The sequence below is a fragment of the Mycobacterium sp. shizuoka-1 genome (assembly GCF_002723835.1).
GTDB lineage: Bacteria > Actinomycetota > Actinomycetes > Mycobacteriales > Mycobacteriaceae > Mycobacterium.
Genome location: NZ_BEWG01000081.1, coordinates 67,728 through 89,780, shown reverse-complemented (window position 1 = coordinate 89,780; position 22,053 = coordinate 67,728). Strand labels below are relative to the sequence as shown.

22 protein-coding genes and 4 pseudogenes are annotated in these 22,053 nt (G+C 65.6%); 14 read left to right on the top strand and 12 right to left on the bottom strand.

Annotated features, from left to right (window positions below; genetic code table 11):
• The first annotated feature begins 129 nt into the window (after window positions 1–129).
• The 3 genes from MSZK_RS22250 to istB all read left to right on the top strand — a co-directional run bounded on the left by MSZK_RS22250 (window position 130) and on the right by istB (window position 3,466).
• Window positions 130–1,065: a hypothetical protein gene (locus MSZK_RS22250; RefSeq protein WP_142389981.1), complete on the top strand. Its 936-nt coding sequence runs from the start codon at window positions 130–132 to the stop codon at window positions 1,063–1,065.
• 98 nt (window positions 1,066–1,163) lie between these two features.
• Window positions 1,164–2,678: an IS21 family transposase gene (gene istA, locus MSZK_RS22245; protein WP_099250720.1), complete on the top strand. Its 1,515-nt coding sequence runs from the start codon at window positions 1,164–1,166 to the stop codon at window positions 2,676–2,678.
• Complete coding sequence (istB, locus tag MSZK_RS22240; RefSeq protein ID WP_099250724.1) at window positions 2,678–3,466, top strand: IS21-like element helper ATPase IstB; 789 nt, start codon at window positions 2,678–2,680, stop codon at window positions 3,464–3,466. The genes istA and istB overlap by 1 nt, the downstream gene beginning before the upstream one ends.
• Before the next feature lie 613 nt (window positions 3,467–4,079).
• Here istB and MSZK_RS22235 read toward each other — a convergent pair.
• Entirely contained in the window at window positions 4,080–4,859 is a 780-nt protein-coding gene (locus MSZK_RS22235; protein ID WP_099250719.1) for a hypothetical protein, read from the bottom strand.
• Window positions 4,860–5,088: 229 nt separating this feature from the next.
• Window positions 5,089–5,808, bottom strand: coding sequence for a hypothetical protein (locus MSZK_RS22230; RefSeq protein WP_142389980.1), 720 nt, complete (start codon window positions 5,806–5,808; stop codon window positions 5,089–5,091).
• A 133-nt stretch (window positions 5,809–5,941) separates the two neighbouring features.
• On the opposite strand from MSZK_RS22230, the gene MSZK_RS22225 reads away from it, so the two are divergent.
• Genes MSZK_RS22225 through MSZK_RS22215 form a run of 4 tightly spaced genes read left to right on the top strand, consistent with a single transcriptional unit; the run spans window position 5,942 to window position 8,610 of the window.
• Window positions 5,942–6,994, top strand: coding sequence for an ArdC-like ssDNA-binding domain-containing protein (locus MSZK_RS22225; protein ID WP_233211448.1), 1,053 nt, complete (start codon window positions 5,942–5,944; stop codon window positions 6,992–6,994).
• 26 nt (window positions 6,995–7,020) lie between these two features.
• Window positions 7,021–7,176: a hypothetical protein gene (locus MSZK_RS32695; protein WP_199203433.1), complete on the top strand. Its 156-nt coding sequence runs from the start codon at window positions 7,021–7,023 to the stop codon at window positions 7,174–7,176.
• A complete protein-coding gene (locus MSZK_RS22220; RefSeq protein ID WP_233211446.1) occupies window positions 7,157–7,774 on the top strand; it encodes a hypothetical protein in 618 nt (205 codons plus the stop codon). The genes MSZK_RS32695 and MSZK_RS22220 overlap by 20 nt, the downstream gene beginning before the upstream one ends.
• Entirely contained in the window at window positions 7,771–8,610 is an 840-nt protein-coding gene (locus tag MSZK_RS22215; RefSeq protein WP_099250716.1) for a hypothetical protein, read from the top strand. Before MSZK_RS22220 ends, MSZK_RS22215 begins: the two co-directional genes overlap by 4 nt.
• 286 nt (window positions 8,611–8,896) lie before the next feature.
• Here the strand turns inward: MSZK_RS22215 and MSZK_RS22210 are convergent, their stop codons facing one another.
• From MSZK_RS22210 to MSZK_RS22195, 4 genes and pseudogenes are all read right to left on the bottom strand, one after another.
• Window positions 8,897–9,166: a helix-turn-helix domain-containing protein gene (locus MSZK_RS22210; protein ID WP_099250715.1), complete on the bottom strand. Its 270-nt coding sequence runs from the start codon at window positions 9,164–9,166 to the stop codon at window positions 8,897–8,899.
• A gap of 64 nt (window positions 9,167–9,230) precedes the next feature.
• A complete protein-coding gene (locus MSZK_RS22205; protein WP_233211445.1) occupies window positions 9,231–9,878 on the bottom strand; it encodes a S1 family peptidase in 648 nt (215 codons plus the stop codon).
• A gap of 35 nt (window positions 9,879–9,913) precedes the next feature.
• Window positions 9,914–10,096: a hypothetical protein gene (locus MSZK_RS22200; protein WP_099250713.1), complete on the bottom strand. Its 183-nt coding sequence runs from the start codon at window positions 10,094–10,096 to the stop codon at window positions 9,914–9,916.
• A gap of 396 nt (window positions 10,097–10,492) precedes the next feature.
• Window positions 10,493–11,246 (bottom strand): annotated as a pseudogene (locus MSZK_RS22195) (class I SAM-dependent methyltransferase).
• 155 nt (window positions 11,247–11,401) lie between these two features.
• Between MSZK_RS22195 and MSZK_RS22190 the strand changes: the two are divergent.
• Complete coding sequence (locus MSZK_RS22190) at window positions 11,402–11,905, top strand: class I SAM-dependent methyltransferase (protein ID WP_099250712.1); 504 nt, start codon at window positions 11,402–11,404, stop codon at window positions 11,903–11,905.
• Window positions 11,906–11,943: 38 nt separating this feature from the next.
• Here MSZK_RS22190 and MSZK_RS22185 read toward each other — a convergent pair whose 3' ends face one another.
• Window positions 11,944–13,158, bottom strand: coding sequence for an RNA-guided endonuclease TnpB family protein (locus MSZK_RS22185; RefSeq protein ID WP_099250711.1), 1,215 nt, complete (start codon window positions 13,156–13,158; stop codon window positions 11,944–11,946).
• Between the two features lie 22 nt (window positions 13,159–13,180).
• Between MSZK_RS22185 and tnpA the strand changes: the two genes are divergently transcribed.
• Window positions 13,181–13,594: an IS200/IS605 family transposase gene (tnpA, locus tag MSZK_RS22180; RefSeq protein ID WP_099250710.1), complete on the top strand. Its 414-nt coding sequence runs from the start codon at window positions 13,181–13,183 to the stop codon at window positions 13,592–13,594.
• Window positions 13,595–14,278: 684 nt separating this feature from the next.
• Here the strand turns inward: tnpA and MSZK_RS22170 are convergent.
• Window positions 14,279–14,506: a hypothetical protein gene (locus MSZK_RS22170; RefSeq protein WP_099250709.1), complete on the bottom strand. Its 228-nt coding sequence runs from the start codon at window positions 14,504–14,506 to the stop codon at window positions 14,279–14,281.
• Between the two features lie 650 nt (window positions 14,507–15,156).
• Here MSZK_RS22170 and MSZK_RS32690 point away from each other — a divergent pair.
• A pseudogene (locus MSZK_RS32690) lies at window positions 15,157–15,419 on the top strand (phosphoribosyltransferase); the annotation flags it as partial.
• Between the two features lie 150 nt (window positions 15,420–15,569).
• Here the strand turns inward: MSZK_RS32690 and MSZK_RS22165 are convergent.
• Window positions 15,570–15,722 carry a hypothetical protein gene (locus MSZK_RS22165; RefSeq protein ID WP_232530508.1) on the bottom strand — a complete coding sequence of 51 codons (153 nt, stop codon included), beginning with the start codon at window positions 15,720–15,722 and terminating at the stop codon, window positions 15,570–15,572.
• Between the two features lie 63 nt (window positions 15,723–15,785).
• On the opposite strand from MSZK_RS22165, the pseudogene MSZK_RS22160 reads away from it, so the two are divergent.
• Window positions 15,786–16,109, top strand: a pseudogene (locus MSZK_RS22160) (Hsp20/alpha crystallin family protein); the annotation flags it as partial.
• 219 nt (window positions 16,110–16,328) lie between these two features.
• A complete protein-coding gene (locus tag MSZK_RS22155) occupies window positions 16,329–17,672 on the top strand; it encodes an IS256 family transposase (protein WP_074328301.1) in 1,344 nt (447 codons plus the stop codon).
• Window positions 17,673–17,696: 24 nt separating this feature from the next.
• Here MSZK_RS22155 and MSZK_RS22150 read toward each other — a convergent pair whose 3' ends face one another.
• Window positions 17,697–18,182 carry a hypothetical protein gene (locus MSZK_RS22150; protein WP_043370462.1) on the bottom strand — a complete coding sequence of 162 codons (486 nt, stop codon included), beginning with the start codon at window positions 18,180–18,182 and terminating at the stop codon, window positions 17,697–17,699.
• An 81-nt stretch (window positions 18,183–18,263) separates the two neighbouring features.
• On the opposite strand from MSZK_RS22150, the gene MSZK_RS22145 reads away from it, so the two are divergent.
• Entirely contained in the window at window positions 18,264–18,848 is a 585-nt protein-coding gene (locus MSZK_RS22145; RefSeq protein ID WP_043370464.1) for a hypothetical protein, read from the top strand.
• Between the two features lie 264 nt (window positions 18,849–19,112).
• Window positions 19,113–20,424, top strand: a pseudogene (locus tag MSZK_RS22140) (amylo-alpha-1,6-glucosidase); the annotation flags it as partial.
• Window positions 20,425–20,431: 7 nt separating this feature from the next.
• Here the strand turns inward: MSZK_RS22140 and MSZK_RS32685 are convergent.
• Together MSZK_RS32685 and MSZK_RS22135 are read right to left on the bottom strand one after the other, a co-directional pair.
• The gene (locus tag MSZK_RS32685) at window positions 20,432–20,686 is read right to left on the bottom strand and encodes a hypothetical protein (RefSeq protein WP_179299264.1); all 255 of its coding nucleotides are present in this window, start codon (window positions 20,684–20,686) and stop codon (window positions 20,432–20,434) included.
• A gap of 251 nt (window positions 20,687–20,937) precedes the next feature.
• Entirely contained in the window at window positions 20,938–22,044 is a 1,107-nt protein-coding gene (locus tag MSZK_RS22135) for a 2Fe-2S iron-sulfur cluster-binding protein (protein WP_131811454.1), read from the bottom strand.
• Window positions 22,045–22,053: the final 9 nt, after the last annotated feature.

The window sequence follows — 22,053 nt, the reverse complement described above, 5'->3', positions numbered from 1 at the left end:
CACCGACAAAACTCACCATCACACACTGTTCACCTGGCCCGATTCCCCCGACGACTCAAGCCGCCGGTCCCCTCGGGCCGCACCGATGGAACCGGGACGCTGACGGTGCAGCTGCAGCGTGTCGGTGGGATGCCGGCTGTGCGCTCTCCGCAGTTGTTGGCTGATCCCGGCGGCCGGTACCGCAATGTGTTGTTATTGCCGTGGGTGGATCCCCAAGTGTGGGAAGGCATGTCGCGGGCTGAGCGGCGACGGGCCGGGCGGGTGATGGTGCGGATGCGCGTCGGCAGCCTCGACGGGGTGCCGCAGTGGATCGATATACCGGTTCAGGTGCATCGCTGGCTTCCCCCGGATGCCGGCATCGGTATCGCCCGGCTGACTGTGTCGCGCACGGCGGCGCGGCTGTCGGCGCGGTTGGTGATCACCGCACATGTGCCGGCGGCCGCGGCCGCGTCGGGGCCGGCGGTGGCGGTGCACACCGGGTGGCGCCAGACCGAGGGCGGGACGCGGGTGGCGACGTGGCGTTCTACCGAGCCGATTCGCGTGCCGGCATCGTTGGGGGCGGTCATGACAGCCGATGCCACGGGCACGACGGGGATTATCGTTGTGCCGCCGGTGATTTCGCAGCGGCTTGAGCGGCACGCGGTCACCGCCTCGGCTCGGGATGAGTCGCTGAACGCGGTGCGTGAGGAGTTGGTGGCCTGGCTTGTTGAGCATGGGCCGGTGCCGTACGGGGATGGTGAGCTGGCCGCTGATGAGGTTCGTCGGTGGCGTTCGCCGGCGCGGTTCGCGGCGCTGGCGATCGCGTGGCGCGACGATCCGCCGCCGGGGGACATCGCGGAGGTGCTGGAAGGCTGGCGCGTGGTCGACCGCAAACTCTGGGATGCCCAGGAGCATGGTCGGCGCCGCGCCCTGGGGTTTCGCGACGACTTGTATCGGCAAGTCGCTGCCACGGTGTGTGCACAGGCTGGGCGTTTGGTGGTCGATGACATCAACGTGACCGCGGTCGCTGCGGCTGGTGCGGCACTGTCGGCGGCCAGTGAAAAATCCCCATTGACGGCCATTTAAGTCCCCGGTGGTGGCCACGGTATTCCCCGTTGGCGGCCAGATATCTCCCCGGCGTGTCGAGCATGTGCCGGTTTGTCGTGCGGGTTGTCTCGTGCGGCGTGAAGAGCAACAGGGAGATCATGGAGATTCTTGAGGCCTATGACCTCACGGGCAGTTATCGGGCGGCGGCTGATCTGGCTGGCTGTGACCATCACACGGTGGCGCGGTATGTGGCGATGCGGGCGGCTGGGCAAAACCCGGTCGAGCGTGAGCACCGGGCTCGCCCGATCGATGAGTATCTGCCGAAAATCGAAGAGCTGGTGGTGCGTTCGGGTGGGCGGGTGCGCGCCGATGTAGTGCACCGGCGGATCGTGGCGATGGGATTTGGCGGTGGTGAGCGCACCACCCGCCGAGCGGTGGCGGCGGTCAAACAGCGGCTGCGCGAAGGTCAGCGGCGGGTGTTTCGGCCCTGGATCACCGAGCCGGGCCTGTGGCTGCAGTGGGATTGGGGCAGCGGCCCCCGTGTGGGCGGGCGGGCCACCCAGTTGTGGTGCGCCTGGTTGGCATGGTCACGGTTTCGGGTGGTGATCCCGGTGCACGACAAGACGTTGCCGACGGTGGTGGCGTGCTTGGATACCACGCTGCGCCGGCTGGGCGGAGTGCCGACGTATGCGTTGACCGACAACGAGAAAACCATCTCCACCGATCATGTGGCCGGGATTGCGGTGCGCCACCCCGAAATCGTGGAGGTGGCCCGCCATTACGGGATGACGATTCGCACCTGCGTGCCGGCCGATCCGCAAACCAAGGGTGGGTCGGAGGCCACGGTGCGCATCGCCAAGGCCGATCTGGTGCCCACCGAGGCCAACCTGCTCGATGCGTATCGGACCTTCGGTGAGCTCGAGGCCGCGTGCCGAGAGTTCTGCGAGCAGGTCAACAATCGTGAGCATCGGCAGACCCGCCGCCGCCCGGTCGAGGCGCTGGCCGAGGAACGCACCCGGCTGCACCCGCTGCCGACTGCGCCGTTCACCATGGCGTTCGGCACTACTCGGCGGGTGTATTGGGATTCGACGGTTTCGGTTGAGGGCGTGCGCTATTCGGTGCCGCACACCCTGGTCGACACCCGGGTGTGGGTGCGCTTCGTCGGCGATGAGCTGATCGTCACCGCGGTCGGCGACGAGGGCCCACTGGAGGTGGCCCGCCACGCCCGCTCTACCCCGGGGCGCCCGTCGATCAAAGCCGAGCATTACCCGCCGCGGCCCGATCACCACGGCGAACGCACCCCGCGGGCCACCAACCCCGACGAAGCCGCGTTCCTGGCGCTGGGACCGGGCGCGGCGTCGTGGCTGACCGAAGCCGCCGCGGTCGGCACCCGCCGCATCCGCGCCAAGATGACCGAGGCCATCACCTTGGCCAAGCTGCACCCGCCCGCTGAAGTGGACCGAGCACTCGGGACTGCCGCCATCGCAGGGCGATTCGGTGAGAACGACCTGCTGCGCATCCTGACCCACCAGCTCGGCCGCCACCATGGCGAGCCGTCGCGTGTCGGCGAGGACCACAGCCTGCAGGCCGGCACCTCGGCGTGGGCCAACTTCGGTCTACCCGCCAGCGCCGACCCGGAGGCCCAGCAGTGATGCCGGCCGCCCCGCGGGTGGGCGCGGCCAACGGGGATCCGCTGGCCGAGGCCATCGCGTTGTCCAAGCGGCTCAAGCTGCCCTATCTGCGCCGGGCGTTGACCGATCTGGTGCCCACCGCCAAGGCCCAGCGCTGGGATCCCGCCGAGGTGGTGCGAGTGTTGCTGGCCGAGGAGGCCGCCGGCCGCGATGCCACCAACCTGCGCACCCGGCGCAAACGCGCCGGGTTCCCCGCCGGCAAAACCTTCGGCGACTGGGACGAGGGCGCCTCCTCCATCTCACGGGCTACCCAGGATGCGCTGAAAACCCTTGAATGGGTTCGCAATAAAGAGAACCTCTGCGTCTGCGGGCCATCGGGAACGGGCAAGTCCCACTTCTGTGAGGCACTCGGGCAGGCCGCCATCGAAGACGGGCTGACGGTGGTGTGGTTCACCATCGAAGACCTCGGCGCCCTGATCCGCCGCCACCGCGTCGATGACTCGGTCGCCCGCGCCATCACCCGGGTGATGCGCTCGGATCTGGTCATCGTCGACGACATCGGGTTGCTGCCGGTCAGCCCGGACGCCGCTGAAGGGTTCTACCGGCTCGTCGACGCCGCCTACGAGCGCCGCGCCATGGCGGTCAGCAGCAACCTGCACCCATCCGGGTTCGACGAGATCATGCCCAAGACCCTGGCAACCGCCACCGTGGATCGCCTACTGCATCACGCGCACGTCGTGGTCACCTCCGGCGAGAGCTTCCGGCTGGCCCAAGCCACCTCCGGGCAGGGGGTGAGGCCGCTGCGCTAACCACCAGACCGTGGGGAAATAACTGGCCGCCGTTGGGGATTCACAACTGGCCACCAGCGGGGAGAAAAACTGGCCGCCCACGGGGAGAACTCACTGGCCATTGACAGGCACGAACTGATCTGCCGAGGCCGGTCGCGCACAGCATCGGCCGTCACCGCGCTCATGCGGCCCCGGGTCGGTTCCGCGGCTTGTTGACTGTCGCCGCCCGGCGCGCCGGTGTGGCGGTCGAGGTTGTCAGCGGCCGCGGCCTGTCGCGGGTTCATGCTGATTGTGGTCATGAGAATCCAGCCGATGACCGCTACGGGACCCCGCCGGTGAAGTGCGAGGGCTGTGGGGCTTTCTATGACCCTGACGATTCGGCGACGAAGCTCATGCTGCAGATATCGACAGGGTGACGTCTCCCCGGTTGGGCTGCATTCTGGCGAGTGGTGGACATATTGTGGTGGTGGCCAGCGGAACGGCCTCGATGTTCCGACGTCCGCATGTGGAATCACCACACGGGAAATGAGTGGGTGCCCCGCCCCGGGGGGTCGGGCGGGGCACCTCCTCTTCCAGGATCACTCAGCGGCGGCGGCAAAGCCAGAGGAGGCCTGCACACTCACGGCCGGGATCGTTACCGCTCCCACGGGGCGGGCCCGGAGACGCGCAGTTGAAGCTCCAGGTCCTCCGGGGCGTTGTGCAGTTCGCTGACCGGCACTATGCGTATGCCGGCCACGTCGTCGGCGCCGGCGGCGTGGAAGCCGGCCAGGTTCGGGTCGATCGCGTTGAGCGCTTTGACGTCCTGGCGGTCCTGCGGCCAACCGGTGCCGTCGCGGGTGACGAGGACGTCGACGTCGACGACGCTGCACCGCGGGTTGGTGCAGTGCAGGCGCATCCGGCCGGCGTCGACCGGATCGTCATCGCGTGCGGGGACGCAGCTGGTGGCGCCGCAGAACACGCACACGCACTGGGCTTTGGTGGATCTGGCGCTCGGCGGCATCCCCGCGGTCCAGTCCGGGCCGACTCCTCGGGTCCACGACGGCCGCGCGGTCGGCCCGTAGCGGCCCAGGATGCGCACATCGGTACGTTGTGCCGTGCGCGATGTCCCGTCGTCGACGACGATCACTTCGACCTCACGGGCATCGCATGCGCCGTTGTCGCAGTAGAGCTCCACCCGGCCGGTGTCTATCGACACATCGCCGAAAGATGTGATGGCCGTGGGCTTTCCGCAGAAATAGCAGCCGACGGGCTCATCGGGGTCGGTTGAGCGGATCCAGGGGGCCTGGCCGGGTCGCCAGGATGGCGGCGCGGCGGCGGGGAGGCTCACGGCGCGCAGGGCGGCGGGGAATGTGGTGTCGGGGTGGGTCTGCTGGAAGATGCGGGCGGCCTTCTTGCGGGCGGCGTATTTCGTCATCTGGTGAATCCGTTCACTGGTCGGTCGGCGACGTCCTGTACCCGCCGCCACGTTGCAGTGACGGGGGTTGTTTCGCAGATCCGGCGGACCTTGCCCTCGAATGCCGGTAGCGGTACAGGCGCCACGGCGGCTCGGGATCAGCCGTGCGAACGGCTCTGGGTCGAGTGTAGCCGACCGTGCGGCTGTTGTAGCGAAGATTGTGTTGCGTGCGTGCCGGTGGCGGGTTTGGTTATGCCCAGTAGGCGGGCAGCTGCTGCATCGAGTCCCGGTAGGCAGGTTCGAGGGTCATCAGGTCGAGCTGATTGTCTCGGCGTTGCTTGTCCGGCCATTTGCGGACGCGGTCGATGAGCCAGTCGTACCAGTCGACGTCGAGTCCGCCGGCGGCCAGGCCGGCGCGATATGACGCCGTGGTCAAGTCGCGGTCCATCGCGATGCGGGTGGTGACGGTGTCTGCTGACATCCACGACTCGGCGCGCAGTTGCTTTTCGGCGTTCTCAATGTCGTCGAGGCACTGGTTGGTGGCTTCGTACCAGGCGTTGAGCGCCAGTCGCCATCCGACGTGACGATCGGGTTCCCAGTCGGCCGGCGGCAGCGCGGAGATGTCGCGGGCTGCTCGCTCGCGGGCAGCTTGTTGGTCTGGCTGCAGGCCGATGGATTCGGTGGCGGACTTGGCCAGTGTGGTGCGCCAGTCCGACTTCAGGGTTCCTTCGCGCGCTGAAAGTAGCTGTGCGCGTAAGTAGTTGAGTTTGGTGATGCGGTACAGAAAGTCGTCGATTGCGGCCTGGGTGCGGGCCAGTTTGGCTGGCGCGTCGATGTTCCACTCGTGGTCGTCGGGTTGTGCGGTCATTGCCGAGGTGCTGTCCGGGGGTGGAGTGCGCGGCGGTGTCGGGGCCGGCGGCGTGGCGGCTGATGGGCTGCGTTCGTGCGGCGGCGGCGCGGCGGTGTTCACGCTTGTTGAGGTTAGGCGGCCGGGCCGCGGTTTGCGAGAGAGGCGCGCAGCTCTCCGGCTGCGCTGCGGTCCTCTTGAATGTGGCGGCGTAGCTGGCTGATGCTCATCTGCATGCAGTGCAGGTTTGGATTCGGTGCAGATGTGTCGCGGTAAGGATGAGCCCGATGGTCCCCGCCGCTGTCCGGGCGATATGCGCGCGGCGTATGGGCGGGCTGCGGCGACGGTGGTGCGGTTGGAGCGCACGCGGGCAGCGTTGCAGTCTGAGCTAGCCGATCTCGGCGACGTCGATGACCGTAGCGCTGATCAGGCGCGGCGCGTGGTCAGTTTTCCGGACAAGTCGACCCGTACCGAGGATATTCGCCGCGAGATCGACACCGCGCTCGACGAGCTCGATGACGGGCAGAAGTGGCAAGAGTGGCTTGAGTTTTCGCAGCGCTTCCACCGCTACTCGCTGAACAATCAGTTGCTGATCCTCTCGCAGAAGCCTGATGCCACCCGGGTGGCAGGGTTCAACAAGTGGAAGGAGTTGGGCCGCTCGGTCAACAAGGGCGAGAAGGCGATCTGGATCTATGCCCCGATGGTGAAGAAGATTCAGGTTGAAGACGACAACGGTGCGACGAAGCGGGAGAACCGTGTGGTCGGCTTCAAGGTCGTGCCGGTGTTTGATGTGTCGTCGACCAGCGGTGATCCCCTGCCCGAACCGCCGTTCATCTCGGTTTCGCACTTGTCGGGTCGGGCCCCGGACGGCATGCATGAAGACCTCGACGACCAGATCGAGGGCCACGGTTATCGGCTGGAGTATCGGGACCTGGGTGAGGGCGCCGATGTCGCTAACGGCTACACCGATCCGGTGGCCAAGACGGTGGTGATCAACTCCCGCGGAAGCCATGCCCAGCAGGCCAAAACCAAGGCCCATGAACTGGCCCATATCGAACTCGGGCATACCGAACGCACTGATGAATACCACACCGGTGCTGGCGGAGAACGATCGACGATGGAAGTTGAAGCCGAAAGCGTGGCCTACGTGGTGAGTCGACGCTATGGCTTGGAGTCTCCCGGCGATTGGTCCTTTGGCTACATCCAGAGTTGGGCGCAGGGTGATCGGGAGAAGGTTCGTCGCACCGCTGAAGCGGTTGTGAAGGCGACCGATCGAATTATGGGACGTATCAAGCGGTTCGAGATATGAGTTTCACAGATGGAGGAGTTCCGGCGATGGCTGACAAGACAGTGGTTCGAATTGAGGTGACCGATCCCACCGACGGCGCCACCCACGTTTTTGAAGGTCCTGACGAGATCTCGGCCCAGCGGCAGGTCGATGCATTCTTCGGCGTCGATGAAGCAGACCGGCGTGAGCGCGGCGACCACTGACATCGGCGCGCTGCGCGCTCGTAAACGGCAGCAGCTCGACGCGGTAAGTGAGCAGCTGCGGGTTGCGCGAGAACGGTTGCGGGCAGCAGCGATTGAGTATGCGGCAACGACGGACGGGGCATGCGAAACGTATCGGCGTTTCGAGCTCGCCCGCGGTGATGAGCGCGACGAGTTGCGCGCGGTGTATCTGGCGGGTTTGGCGCTGGCCGAGCAGGAGTATCGGCAGCGGTTGTCGTTGGGGCACACCGGCGATGGAGATGGACCGTTGCAGGCGGTCCCGGTCGGCTCGTTTGACGACCCGGTGGTGACGGCTCTGGTGGAGCACCGAGTGATGGGTTGGGTGCGCACAGGGACTGATGTGCTCGAGTCTGGTCACGCGACAGCGGGGCTGGTGCGGTTGTTGCCGGATGGAGGTTCGCGGGTGCGGATGCGGCTGCGATGCCCCGCCGATCCGCTGTTGGGGGTGGTGAACTCAACGTTGGCCGAAATCGTGGCTCAGGCGTGGGCTGATCAGGCCGTGCGGGAGCGGCTTGGCCGGTTCCTGGGAACAGAGGCGCTCGCCGCGGTGTCGGCCGCGCTGGTCGCGAGCGCCCGATGACGTCGACAAGACCGGCCGTGGTGCTCTGTCCTGGCGCTGAGGCGGTCGAGACGCCCCAGGAACGCGCTGTTCGACGAGTCGGTGAACTCTCCTGTGCGGTGGGGCGGGTGCTCGAGGTGCTCGCGGCGATCTACCGCGACGAAGACTGGCGCCACCTGTCGGGTCGCGACGGCGCGCCGTACCCGGACTTCGGTGCTTTTGTGCGCGATCAGCTGGGCGGATCGGCGTCGAACGCGCGTCGCTACCGCCAAGGTGTCGAAACGTTGGTGGCGCCGCTTCAGGAGCTCGTCGGTGAGGACACCCGCATTCCGATCACGCCTCACGATGTTGCGCAGCTCGGGCAGGCCGGCGCTGCCCGCGTGCTGGCAGCGGCCCCGCAACAGCTGGCCGGCGTGGCTGACGGCGCTGCGCGGACTGCGGCGCTGCGGGCATTGATCGACTCGGAGATCGCCGAGCGGCGCAGCTGCCCACCTGGATCGGACGAGGTCGGTTCCGACGAAGTCGAGGTGTTGCCGCCGCTTCCGCCCGCAGCCCTTCCTGCACCTGAGCCTGATTCCGTTTTCGCCGGCGCAATCGATAACCGTGATGTCGCCGCGGCGCAGGCCCCGGCCGGCTACACCCCCGATGCGGCGGTGGTGGCTGCCGGTCCCGTGGCGGAAAGCGGCGATGTGGACACTGCGCAGCTGCGCGCTGCGCTGGCGATCGTGCGGCGAGTCGATCCGGCCGCGGCCGCCGGGGCGCTGGCATCGGTGGACAGCGACGCGACCGCGCGGGAATGCGTGGATGCCGCGCAGCGGCTGGCCCGGCTCGGGCAGCTACTGAAGGTCGTTCGTTGAAGCGGATGTTCGGGCGCTCCCCCGGTCTCGGAAAACGCCCGCAACCGCAGTGCATCATCATCTGGCCATCCCGACCTGTTGTGTGTCGGGTGCGCGTAACTTAGCGTCGTAGCCGTCCGGCTCCTCCTCCCTGACACCTGAACTGAATCGCCCCGCAAATCCTCTGGACCGGATTTCGGGGCGGTTCTTCTGCAGCGGGAGCACTCATTTCAGTTGTGCACCACGTGACGTCCCCTCCCCCGCAGAGTCGACGATCGTCTGCAACCGGGGTGTCACCGGTGACGTATCAGGGCTGGTGCTGGGTCGCGGGTTTGACGGTCAGTTCGATTTGCAGGCCAGCAAGGGCGGCCATGTTCAGGAGAGCGTCGACACTGAATCGTTCGATCTGACCGCTGACCAGATATGAGATGCGCGGCTGGTTGACGTTGAGTTTCTCGGCAGCTTCGGACTGGGTCCAGCCGTTGTTGACGATCTGTTCGTTGATCGCGGACATCAGTTGTGCGCGGACATCCATATTGATTGCCTCGTGGTGAGGCGTCGGGCGCAGTCCGGGCATCGTGAGTTGTGGGCCTTCTGAATCGCATAGAGGAAACCGTGTCGGCCCAGTCTAAATCCGCGCGTTAAGAGGTGGCTGCTGCGGCGTCATAGATCGCGTGGCGCAGCGTGTCCGGCCAGCTGACTGCCGCGGCGCGTCCGCCGTTGAGGCCGCGAAGGATGCCGACGATGACCGGGGTGGATCCCGTCTCGTCGGTGTAGGTGTAGACCGGGGCGCCGGAGTCACCGTGCTCGCTGGTCATCCCGCCGGCCCGCATGGTGAACCACCCGTCATGCACAGCGTCGATAACACCACATGATGATCCGGTGGTGGTGCCGCGTTGACAGACCACCATGCCCGGGGTTGGGGTGACACCGGGTTGGGTGATCAGCGGGCGGGTGAACGCCGGCCCAAGAAGGTTGGTGACCTCAACGCCAGGATTGATGCTGATCGCTTCATAGTCGATCACGGCGTCCTCGACGCCTGTCGTGAGCTTCCCTGCGCGGTTGTGCTGCCACACACTCACGATGCCCAGCGGGCGGCCGTGTTCGTCGCGCACCTCGCTGCTGGTGTTGCAATGACCGGCAGAGTAGCCGATGCGGCGGATGGTGTCGATAAACGCAAGCGTGCAGCGCGTTTCGCCCTGCAGGATAGGCATCCCCGGGTAGGCCAGCACAGATGCGGCCGCTGACGCCGGCGGGGTCGCAGGGCAGACCGGCAGCACCGCCAACACTGCGGCGAGGATCGCAGAAACCAGCGCTGACCGAATCATTGTTGGCGCAACTTCTCTTCGCGCTCGATGAACGCCTCGACCTGCTCGATGAGCACCTTATTGGCGGCGATTTTCCGTCCCTCTCGTATCGAGCGGTACAGCAGGGCTTGTTCGAAGGCCACCTTCAGCTCAAACGGGGCGCGGAAACTGATCTGCACTTCGGACTTTGTGTCGGGCATATGCGCGTCTTCTTTCCACGATCCCCTTGGCTGAGAACCGGCGTCCCAGCTATCTAGCATGCTATGCAGCTGTATCAGACGATTGCTAGAGGACTTGATTCCGTGCATGCTTATTTGCCGGTTCGTTAGGTCTTTAGCTCTCTACCATCACTGCTTGCGTGTTTACCAGCTTCCCCGCAAGTGCGCTTGCTAGCATTCCTGCGTTCTAGCGATCTGCGTTAGTTGCGTCGGAGCTGACCGGCCGCTTCTTCGATGAGAGCTGACCACGAGAACTCACGACATCCGGCTCGTGGTCTACGGCTCGCGCTACCAGGGCCCGCGTCCGTCACCTAGGTGTGCCATCTCATGAGATTGGTGCCACGCCCGAAGTATGGGGCGCCACCGGTACGCGCCGCGTCATCGAGGCGTGCAGATAACTGCCGTGGCGTCGTTCTCCACGCCCACTCCCTCGGCGCCGATGCGTTGCTCGAGGCGGGACCGCAGCCGAGAACGGCGCAGCGGGTCGAGGGTTACGACGTTGGAGTAGGTGAGCACCATGTTCACCCAGGCATCGGTGGTGTAGCGGAGTCGTTCGGTGACTCGTCGCCGCTCGACGATGTATCCGTACTTTCGAATCATCACCATCAGTTCGTCATCGTGGACCGCATCGATTGGGGGCCGCAGGGACGCGGCGAGCAGGCCGGCGTAGGCCTCGTCCAGTTCCTGCCTTGTCGGCGACACGGGAGTCAGCCGGTTCGACAAGAGTGCGAGACGACCGCCTGGACGAAGTATTGAGGCCACTTTTTCGAGCCCGTGCTGTGGCTGCACCCAGTGGAACGACTGGGCAAAGACAACGAGATCGAACGACCTGCCGGCTGGTAGCCAGTCCTCGAATGTCGCTTGTTCGACGCGAATGCCGTTCTCGGTGGCCACTCGCGCCATCCGCGAGTCGGGCTCCACGGCAAGGACTTCCGCACCTGCCTCTATCAGCTGTAACGACGCGATGCCCTGTACCCGCACCAACATCGAGTGTGCGCAGATGGCGACTCTCAACCAGCCCATCGATGAGAGAGCGGGGATAGCGCGGTCGGTATCGGTGGTAGTCGTCGGCGGCGAGGCCAAACGCCTCCGCTCGGCGCCGATCGGAATTGGGAGGGCGTCGGATCGACATCCTTTCAGCATGCGCCGACAATGGCCGATACGCTGAGGCCTTGGTGGCCGAAACCTGGGACAATATCGCTGATTGGTACGCGGCACTGGTGCGTGGCGGTTCGGCGATGCACAAATTTTCCCGCGACATCCTGTTGTCCGTGATCCCCGCCTACGCTGACCGGCGTTCACGTTCTCGACGTCGGCTGCGGCGAAGGCATCGTCACCCGCGCCATTGCGGTTCGCGGCGCCACCGTCGTCGGTATCGACGCGACATCAGGGCTCATCGCCCACGCCCAAGCCACCGAGCAGGCTCATCCCACCGGTGCGACCTACCGCCACGACGACGGGCGGACGCTGTCCACCGTCGGCAGTGAATCGATGGACTGGGTAACCGCTGCACTTTCACTGAACAATATCCCGGATCTGCACAGCACTATTGGATCGATCAAGCGCGTACTGAAGCCGGAAGGCAGGTTCGCCTTCACCGTGCCGCACCCATGCTTCGAGGCCCCGAGCGCCAGCTCTGTAATGGTTGACGGCCTTCAGCGCCGAGTGATCGGTGACTACCTGGCCGAAGGGTTCTGGGCATCGATTCATCCGCAAAGCGTCCGTCGAGCGGGCAACTACCACAGAACCATCGCTACTTACATGACGGCGCTGACAGATCATGGTCTTTGACGTGCTCCCCGCCATGAATGGCGGGGATTCCCGTGCGGCTATGCCGCAGTTGGGGTGCTTCCTGCTTCATCGCCCACTGCCGCAACGGGTTGCGGTCTTACATGGGCTCCACAGGCGTTTAGTCTCTCTGCCCGCCCGGCAGCGAGAATGTTCTTGGCGGCGTTGTAGTCGCGGTCGTGGGTGGCCTGGCATGCCGGGCACCTCCACGTGCGGATCTGCAGCGGCAGTTCGTCGAGCACGTGCCCACAGTCCGGCATCGAGCATGTTTTGCTCGATGCCAGCCACCGTGACACCGTGTGCACAGTGCGCCCGTAGTGCTCTGCTTTCTCGCTGATGACCTTCACGAACTGGCCCCATCCCGCATCACTGATCGCGCGGGCGAGCCGGCGATTGCGGACCATCCCAGCGATGTTGAGGTCTTCGACGTGGATCACTTGGTTGTCGCGAACCAACGCCAAAGCCTGCTTGTGGTGATAGTCCCGCCGAGCACGGGCGACCTGATTGTGCGCGATGGCGACCTTGCGCCGCGACTTGTCCCTGTTGGCTGATCCTTTCTGCCGGCGAGACTTCTCCCGCTCCAACCGCGCCAGCTTGCGCAGCTTGCGGCCTAACTGCTTGGGGTTGGCGACATCGACCCGTTGTCCATCGGTGGCGGCGGTCGTGGCCAGCCGAGCGATCCCGACATCCACGCCGACCTCCCGGTCGACCACGGGCAGCGGTGTGGCCGTGACCTCGACGACGAAGCTGGCGTAGAAATGCCCGTCGGGTTCCCGGATGATCGTGACCGAAGAGGGCGTCGACGGCAGCTCTCGCGACCAGCGCACCGCGACCTCGCCGACCTTGGCCACGAACAGCCGGCCGTTGTCGCGGATCGAGAAGCCGTTGCGCGTCAACCGAAACGACTGCCGGTGATGCTTGCGGGATTTGAACCGTGGGCGACCCACCCTGCGGCCCTTGCGCTTGCCGGTGGCAGAGTCGAAGAAGTTGCGCCACGCTCGCCGGGAGTCGTTGACCGACTGCACCAACGCCACACTGGGTACCTCGCACAGCCAGGCCCGCTCCTCGGTGGTCTTCGCGGTGGTGATGACCCGACGCTGGATCTCACTGTCGGACAGCTTCATCCCGGCCCGGTACGCCTCGTCGCGGACCCGCAGCGCGTCGTTGAACACCACCCGAGTGCATCCGAACACCCGCGCCAGCATCGCCTGTTGGGCCGGTGTCGGTTCGATGCGGTACCGGTAGCGCATCTGCATACCTCGACTGTAAAGGCGACCTGTGACAACCCAGACCTATCGCCACGCCCGGAACAGCGTGTCGCTGCTGCACGCCCACCTGGTGTTCGTGACGAAATACCGCCGCAAGGTGTTCACCGACGCCATGCTCACCTACTGCGAAACCATCATGCGTGGCGTCTGCGCTGATCTGGACGCTGAGTTGGTCGAGTTCAACGGCGAAGCCGACCACGTCCACCTACTGGTCGCCTACCCGCCCGCGCTGGCGATCTCGACTCTGGTGCAGCGCCTCAAAGGCCGCACCGCCTACGCGGTCCGCCGCGAATTCACCGGCGCCTGTGTCCGTGCGCGAATGCGCGGGCACCTCTGGTCGCCGTCCTATTTCGCCGTCTCTTGCGGAGGTGCACCACTGTCGATCATCAAGCAGTACATCGACGGACAAGCCCGACCACTCTAAGCGCCGGGCTGCGCCCGGCGATACACGAGATGGGCTCACCCCGGACTAAAGTCCGAGGCTTGCGCCCAAGAACCCGGTCACTGGAAGTATTCGCCGAGCCACGGCCCAACGAGGAGGTGACAGCGGAGAACCCGCACCGCGACGCCCTCCCGCCTTTCCTCCTGATTCGCGCGGCGCGGCGTGTAACTAACGTGGTGAGAGGGACCTGACGAAAACGATTAGGTGCCTGGTCTGCGGTGGTGCGCTAGGACGGTTGAGAACGTGGTCCGGTGGATTTGGGAACGCGTCGACGTGCGGGATCATGGGCCACGCCGTTATGGGAACCGATCTGTGATGACCGCCTCCACGATCTGAAACGTGTGGGCTTCAGGCGCTGGTTTTAGAATTGGCTGCTTGTGCGCCCGCCGCCGTGGCCGCCGAGGTCATCGATGTCGTGTTGCCACGCGGTGGCGCGGATGCTGTCAAGCACAAACCGAGTGAAGGCGAACAGGGTGGGCCGCTGCGGCAGCCACGCTCGACCAGATTCCGACTGCGGCGAGCACCGCGTCGGTTTCGGCATTAGAAATCGGTGTCGGGCTTGTCGACCTGATGGACCGTCGTTGTCCACCCAGAGGTCGATTCGGTCGCCAGTCTTGACCGTCGCGCGGTGACTGCGCGCGTGTATTCGCGGCCGCCGACAAACCATCACGCATCCACGGTGATCGTCTTCCTTGTCGACGGTGGCTGGTCCGCGGCGCGGTCGTTGATCACGGTCGCGGTGACGGTATGCCGAGTCTGGGCATGCTCGGTGTAGCAGTCGCTCATGGACTCGTGCACCGCGGTGCCGATGGCAGCGGCGGCCGGGGCGGCCGGAATCGATACCACCACGGCGAGCACCAATATCACTGACTCGACGCGATCACTGGTGCGCACCAACGGATTACGGCCCAAAACCCGCACAATCCGCCATCGCGGTCGGCGCAGAGTGTGTGTGTGTCCATGACGACTCCTTGAGCCAACCTGCTGGATGTTGACCCGTTGATCATCACCGCGGCGGGCTGGTGCCTCTAGGGTCGGACGGCCTATGCACCAATGGCAGTGGTCATCGGTCACCGCTCACTGTTGGACCGGCGACCCTGGGGTCAAAGGACCACAGGCAGGGGCGAAGGGGCTCAGTCCAATGGTGGCCACCGCTACCTACCGTCTTGATCTGTCTTGACACCGCACGTTGCTTCGGGCCGGGGAGGACACGATGAGTGGGCGCCAACAGGCATCGACGCCGGTTGTTGTCGGCGGCTCACGTGCGGCACTTCGGGCGGCCGCATGGGCGCTCGACGAAGCCCTCGGCCGCAAGGCCATCGGGCCGCCGGGGACCCGCCTTGGCCAGAGGTCGCAAGGCCGGTCCGGCGGTGCGATCGATCACGAACGGCAGCCCGAAGAGACTCTCGGCGCCTGGATGCAGCGCTATCCGGATGTTCACGTGTACTTGGTCGCCGCGAGCAGGGTGCCGCCCAGTTTCTGGCCGACAACGATCAGTCCGTTCGGCCACCCCCGGAGTTCTCCCCATAACCCCCACCTTTTATGTCTACGCCACTGTCGGGCAGGGCTACCGCCGGTTCCGCAGAACCTCTGACGACGAGGCGCTCGCGATGCTCGACCGCGCCCGCGACCGTTTTGTGGAATCCGCTGTGAGCACCGCCGCTGACCCGGTGACGGTGGCCGGACACCTGACCATCCCCAACATCCAACGGGCATCGTGGTGTTCGCGCACGGCTGCGGAAGCAGCCGCCACCGCCCGCGCAACCGATATGTCGCCGACGTTTTGAACCGGGCGGGCCGAGCAACGGAAGATCAGCCTACGCCGGGAGCTCGGTGAATAATTCGGACAGCTCGGGCAAGCGCATCGCGCCTTCTTGCTCGATCCGGAATCGGTACGGGGCTTCCTCGATAATCTTGATGCGCTTGGCCTCACTCACACATCCAGCGTCACCAGGCTTCACCAGCCGTCCCGACCCTGTGACATTCGAATCGCGTTCAGGGACACAGTCTTTGGCACCGCGCCGACCTGGGGCAGCGTGGTCGCGTCGACCATCGCGAACGTGACCTCGACGCCGCCGTCCAGATCGTGCAGGTCGATGTCGACCGGCACTTCACCCTCGGTGAGTCGCCGTGCTCGAGGAGGTTATCTACCTCTTGGACCGACAGCCTGCTGCTGATGCGGCTTGAGGATGAGATGGAAGATGGCCGCTACGTGGCGCGCGCTGAAATCCCTGGCATCGATCCAGGCAAAGACGTCGACATCACGGTGCGTGACGGCCGCCCGACAATCAAGGCTGAACGGACCGAAAACGAGGAAGCCAAGGGCCGGTCGGAGTTCCGTTATGGCTCATTCGTCCGCTCGGTGATGTTGCCGGCAGGCGCCAATGAAGAAGACATCAAAGCCACCTACGACAAGGGCATCCTGACGGTCTCGGTGGCCGTACCTGCACTGGCGGCGCCGGCTGACAAGCACGTCACGGTGCAGGCGGCCAGCTGATCCGACCAACCCGCCGTTCCCTGAGCGATGCCTGGGACCGGCCTCGGCGGTGATGCGCCATCGCATCCGGAGTTGTGGGCCTTTGAAATAGTGAATTTCTGTTGCAGCCCAACGTGATTCGATTCGAGCAGGGTCGTGTCCGGGACGCGGTGTAAATACGGAGCACGGGCGTAGGTTCCGCTTCACGACCTGCAAGTCTGCGAAGAAGGAGTCACGCCCGTGCCTGTTCGAGTATCAGCCGTCGATCGCATCCGCACCAGAATCGATGCCCTATTTGCCGAGGATCGGGAGCTTTCGGAGATCCTTGAAGAGGTTGCCCGGCTGGGCGCTCAACTGTTGATGCAGGCGGCCCTGGAGGCTGAGGTCACCGAGTTCCTCGGTCGCGAACGCTACCAACGCGCTGCTGCCTGTCCCGACGCTAACGGCGGCTCGCGCAACGGGTATCGACAGGTGACGGTGAAAACCACCACTGGGCCGGTTACGTTGGAGCGGCCGAAGCTGCGTGGCACCACCGCAGCGTTTGCGTCGCGGTTGTTCGGCAAGCACGTGACGAGAACCAACGCCTTGGAGACGCTGGTGATTGCCTCGTTCGTACGCGGGTTATCGGTGCGCGACGTGCAGGCCACCCTCGCCGAAACACTTGGCGACCAGGCCGCGATCTCCAAATCCACGGTCTCGGAAGTGTGCAAGGCGATCCGAGCCGAATACCAGGCGTGGGCGCGTCGTCGACTTGACGAGATCACGCTGGATTACCTGTTCTTGGATGCCAGCTTCTTTCGGATGCATCCGGGGTCGCCGGCCGAGCCGGTGCTGGCCGCCTGGGGCATCACCACCGAGGGCAAGCCGGTGTTCGTCGGGTTGGCGCCCGGGACCGGCGAGTCGACCGACGCATGGGCCGACTTCCTGACTGATCTGGGCGATCGCGGCCTGGGTTGTCCACTGTTGGTTGTCTCTGACGGCGCCAAGGGCCTGATCGCAGCCATCGAACAAATTTTCCCAAAAGCGTTGCGGCAGAGATGTCTTATTCATCGACTCCGCAACGTGCTCGCGAAGATTCCCGCCGGGATGCAAGCCGAGGTCCGCGACGGCTACTGGGCCATCTTCGATACCGCCGATCTGACGGTTGAACCGGGGCCTGGGCTCGTTGAGATCATCGACAAGCGGATCGAGGCGTTCGCCGCCAAATACTTCGACCTCTATCCGGCGGCGATGCGCATTCTGCTCACCGACAAAGCTGGGTTGACTGCCTATCTGCGGTTCCCGGTCGAACACCATGGGCGCGTTCGACATTCGAATTTTATTGAGCGCTCCTTTGGGGAGACCAAGCGTCGGACCAAGGTCATCGGCCGATTCCCCGGCGAGACCAGCGCCGTTAGCCTGGTATGGGCGGTGCTCGACCGGGCCTCGGCCGGTTGGCGCGGGCTGTCCATGACACCGGTCGGTACCCGATTGCTGCACGACCTACGTCGATCGCTGCTGGACCCACCCCGTGAACTGCGGCTGACACCGTCCACCACGAGTAACGGCACCAACCCCGCAGATCCCATCTCGGCCACCGCGTAACAACTCCGTGTCGCTTTGGCAGGCTCAGTTTCGGTGACGGCTGGCGGTGACCAGGTCGATCGGTGGGATGTAGCCGGTGATGCTGTTGATGGTGCGATGCAGGCCGTGGTGCAGCGCGTCGATGTCGCAGCGGGCCAGGCCGCCAGCGGTGGCGATGACGTGTTCGGTGGTGAACGCCAGGTCGTTGATCGTGCCCAGGATGCGGCGGTCGGCGGTCTTGGCCACGGCCACCTGCTGGGGATCAAGATCGCCGAGCGTATCGGCGGGCAGACCCTCGACGTGCAACGCGGCCTGGATCGCCGAGACGACCGGCGGGCCGATCGGGCGCAACCCGGCGGCGGTGACGTTCGGCATGAACACCGAGAACAAGGTCCCGGCGTGGGTCACCAGCAGGCATTTGCGTCGGTCGATCCAGACCAGGTGGGCATACCAGTCGGTCGCGCAGGCTTGGCCGATGGCCGGCTCAGGCGCCCTCAGCAGCGCCAACACCTTGGCGGTACATCGCAGCATCACGACCCATGATCGTAGGCAGCGTCCCCGAGGATCGGTACCCAAGAACACCGCGACGTGGCGCCGGTACAGTGTGGCGACGTGTTGGTCGCCGATCTGCATCACTTCCTCGACATGCCGCACGACGCTTCCGGTCCCGCGCGCCGCCTGGCACAACACCTGGGCGACATTGTCCGGGCGGGCACCGCCGGCCAGGTCGGTGATCGGTGGGTATCGGCATTGCCGTGTCGGCGCCGCCCCGCCCACAGGCGCTGCCCCGGGCGGATGACCATCGCTATCGCCTCGGCCGAGACGGCGGCGCCGATCCGATGGTCGTGCAGCGTCTGCGACGACGAGGGGGTGATCAGCAACTGGGCAGACTCCCCATACGACCTGCGCCGCCGCCGCTCCAGCGTTGCCGGCGACCTCAAGGAGGTCATCGTCAGCGACACGACCGCCGCCGTGTTACGCGACCTGATGCTGCTTGACCCCGACTGTGAGCGACTGGTGTACGGCATGCGCGCCCACCCAAACGGCGCTGCCTTACTGACCAATGCCGACGACCTCGAAGAGCTTATCGGGTTCGTAGCCGCCGAAGCCAACCACGAACCCAACCGCCGCCGCCAAGACCGCCTCGACGCCGCGTTCAACGCACTGACCGACGCCGCCCAAACCCTCTCCAGCTGAGCATCTCTCGGCCCTACGCATCAGCCCTGGGCGCGCCAAAGCATCCGCAGCAAGCTACCGAACCCGCTCGCCGTTATCCCCAACACCACCAGCTCAAGCTGCAAGAGCCTGTCACTTGAGTTCCCCAGCCCGTATGCTCACCCACGAAGCTGCGAACCGACCGGTGCTTTTACACCCACTTTCGGACGCGACCTCGAGCAGAGATTGCGTCGACTAGCTTGGCTGACATCAGCCGGCACTGAACTTGTGCTCGGCGTCCTAGGGGATCCCGCACGCGGATTGTCCGTGATCGCGTCTGGGGACCCCACCGTGATACCGGGAGTGCTGTCGTGGCAGATCGTGCTGCCACCGCATCAGCGCTGGCAGACCTGAGATCGTCGAAACCGCCGGGTCTACCCGCAGACTCGAAGCGTGGCGTGACACCGCAACAGACGTGACAGCCGGTGATCCGGTGCTCGCCCAGGTGTTGCGCCGAACCGAGAGCGATCTGGGGGCGTTGCTGATCCGCGACGAAAACGCCGGCGCCGGGCCGTTCGTCGCGGCCGGGGCGCCCTGGTTTATGACGTTGTTCGGCCGCGACAGCCTGCTGACCGCGTGGATGGCGCTGCCGCTTGATGTTGGCCTGTCGATCGGCACGCTGCAGCGGCTCGCCCGGCTGCAGGGCCGGCCCATCGATCCCATGACCGAGGAGCAACCCGGTCGGATCTTGCACGAGCTGCGCCGCGGTTCGGGCAGCGGTGACTCCCTCGGTGGCGTCGCCTGCTACGGCTCGGTCGACGCCACCCCGCTCTCTGTGATGCTGTTGGCCGAGTCCTGGCGGTGGGGAGCCGACGGGGGTTCGGCGCGGTCGTTGCTTCCCGCGGCCGACGCCGCACTGGCCTGGGCCGACGAGTACGGCGACCGCGACGGCGATTGCTTCATCGAATACCAGAGGGCCACCACCTGCGGTCCGATCCATCAGGGCTGGAAGGACAGCTTCGACGCGATCAACGACGCCGAGGGGCGCTTGGCCGAGCCGACCATCGCGCTGTGCGACGTGCAGGGCTATCTGTGTGCCGCGCTGCTCGGGCGTGCCGAGCTGGCCGAGGCGTTCGGCGATCCGGCGGCGGCCACCCGCCTGCGGGATCGGGCCGACACCCTGCGCGGGAAGTTTTTAAAAGCGTTTTGGCTTCCCGAAAGGGTTGGTACGCCATCGCTTTGGATGGCAGCAAACGTCGCGTCGACGCGCTGTCCAGCAACGTCGCCCACTGCTTGTGGACCGGGATCGCCACCGACGAGCACGCGGCCGACATCGTTGAGCGGGCTATCGCATGAGGAGATGGATTCCGGGGTCGGGTAGAGCACGCTAGCGACGACGATGGGCGCCTACAACCCGACGAGCTACCACGACGGATCGGCGTGGCCGCACGACACCGCCATCGCGGTGGCCGGCCTGATGCGATGCCGCCACGTGCCGGGCGCCGTGGCACTCGCCGAGCGGCTAGCGAACGGTCTGCTCGATGGGGCAGACGCCTTCGATGGGCGATTGCCCGAGTTGTTCTGCGGCTTCCCCCGATCGCGGTTCAGCCGGCCGGTGTTTCACCTTAGAGGTCCTGAGCGCATTTCTGGAACGCGGCGACCTGGCGGGCCTGATCCGGCGCTCGCTCGCGCACTTCGGCCAGCTGTTCATTGGGCGCGACGGCTACGCGACGGTGGCGCCGGAAAAAGCGGCGTCGTCCACTGCCTACAGCGCCTTCCTGGTCCTTGCCCTGGCGCGTTCGGAGCTTCCCGACGAAGTTGAGCGGCTCACACGGCTCGCCGACGGCATCGTCGGGCAGCAGAGACAGGACGGGTCGCACAAGGTCTTCTTCGACGATGCGCCGGACAGTGGCGAGGAACTCTATCCCGCCGAGGCCATGCTCGCTTCTCGAAGCCCACCGCCTGACCGGCGATACGCGCTACCTCGACAGCGCCGAACGCGGCTTCTCGCACTACAAGCGCGACTACTACGACCGCGGGCGCCTCGACCCCCACCTCCTCGTCTTCTTCGCGAACTGGCAGTCACAAGCGGGCCGGCCGGTCCTTCGGCGTACGTGGTCCGTCTCGACGGCTACCTCGGTCTTGCCGGCCCTGGCGTCGACCCGGACCAACTCGTGGCACACTTGGGTGCGACTTTCGCGCGGCCCGAGGGAGGTGTCGGCGGATCGTCTTCCACTGCGGGAAAGAACTTGTCACTGAAGATTGTCTCTTCCGGAGTGCCTTTTGCTTCGAGCAATGCGATGACGGCGTCGCACATCTCGGGCTTGCCGCAGACGTAGGCGTCATATGGGGCGCCGTCACCGATCCGACGCTGGACTCCGGTGGTTACTCGTGAGGGTTCACCGGGCCAGCCACATTCCGGCGAGGGTTTCGACAGTACCGGGCAATACGTCAGGTCGAGCAACCCGCAAAGCTCACCCATGCGGTCCTCGCATGGAAGCTCGGCGCCTACCCGAGCCCCATAGAAGAAAGTGAACTTGCGTTCGTCCCCGCACAGGGCCGCGTGCTCCAGGATTGACAGGATCGGCGAGATGCCGGAGCCGGTTGCCACCAGCAGAACGGGGCGGTCTCCCTCCCGCAGGTAACCGCCACCGAATGGACCCCGAACCCGCAGTCGAGTGCCCACCTTGAGCACGTCGAGCTGGCCCGAGAACGCGCCACCGTCGATTACCTTGATGACGAACTCGAGCTCCTCCATAGCAACGGGGGCGCACGCCAGGGAGTAGGACCGCCACTGACCCACTGCGCCCGGCACCGCGATCTCCATGAACTGGCCCGCATAAAAGGCGACCGGCTGCTCGGTGTGGATCCGCAGCCGACGCAGCGACGGTGTCAATTTGTCGATCCCGCTCACTTGCCCGTCGAACTCCCCCGGCGTGATCAGCGACCGTTGCCGCTGGTCGAATACACGGTCGTCCTGGATCTCTAGGTCGTCGAGAGCAGTAGCGCAGCACAGCAACACCCAGCCCTCATCTCGCTCCGCGTTGGACAGCGAGTACGGCGAGGCGTTGCCGTAGTCCACCTCACCGTCCGTCACCAGGTATTTACAGCTCGAACAATTCCCGTGCCGACATCCGTACTTCAGCGAGACCCCGCTGCGCAGTGCGGCGTCCAGAACCGGCTCACCGGGCTTTATCGAGAACTCTGTGCCACCGGGTTCGACCCGGGCCGAGTACACCGCCACCAC

What these genes read in the sequence shown, in the direction of transcription:
- MSZK_RS22250 (WP_142389981.1), top strand. Translation starts at nt 130, where the DNA reads ATGCCGGCTGTGCGCTCTCCGCAGTTGTTGGCTGATCCCGGCGGCCGG.
- istB (WP_099250724.1), top strand. Translation starts at nt 2,678, where the DNA reads ATGCCGGCCGCCCCGCGGGTGGGCGCGGCCAACGGGGATCCGCTGGCC.
- MSZK_RS22235 (WP_099250719.1), bottom strand. Translation starts at nt 4,859, where the DNA reads ATGACGAAATACGCCGCCCGCAAGAAGGCCGCCCGCATCTTCCAGCAG.
- MSZK_RS32695 (WP_199203433.1), top strand. Translation starts at nt 7,021, where the DNA reads ATGGCTGACAAGACAGTGGTTCGAATTGAGGTGACCGATCCCACCGAC.
- MSZK_RS22215 (WP_099250716.1), top strand. Translation starts at nt 7,771, where the DNA reads ATGACGTCGACAAGACCGGCCGTGGTGCTCTGTCCTGGCGCTGAGGCG.
- MSZK_RS22210 (WP_099250715.1), bottom strand. Translation starts at nt 9,166, where the DNA reads ATGCCCGGACTGCGCCCGACGCCTCACCACGAGGCAATCAATATGGAT.
- MSZK_RS22200 (WP_099250713.1), bottom strand. Translation starts at nt 10,096, where the DNA reads ATGCCCGACACAAAGTCCGAAGTGCAGATCAGTTTCCGCGCCCCGTTT.
- MSZK_RS22185 (WP_099250711.1), bottom strand. Translation starts at nt 13,158, where the DNA reads ATGCAGATGCGCTACCGGTACCGCATCGAACCGACACCGGCCCAACAG.
- MSZK_RS22150 (WP_043370462.1), bottom strand. Translation starts at nt 18,182, where the DNA reads ATGCTGCGATGTACCGCCAAGGTGTTGGCGCTGCTGAGGGCGCCTGAG.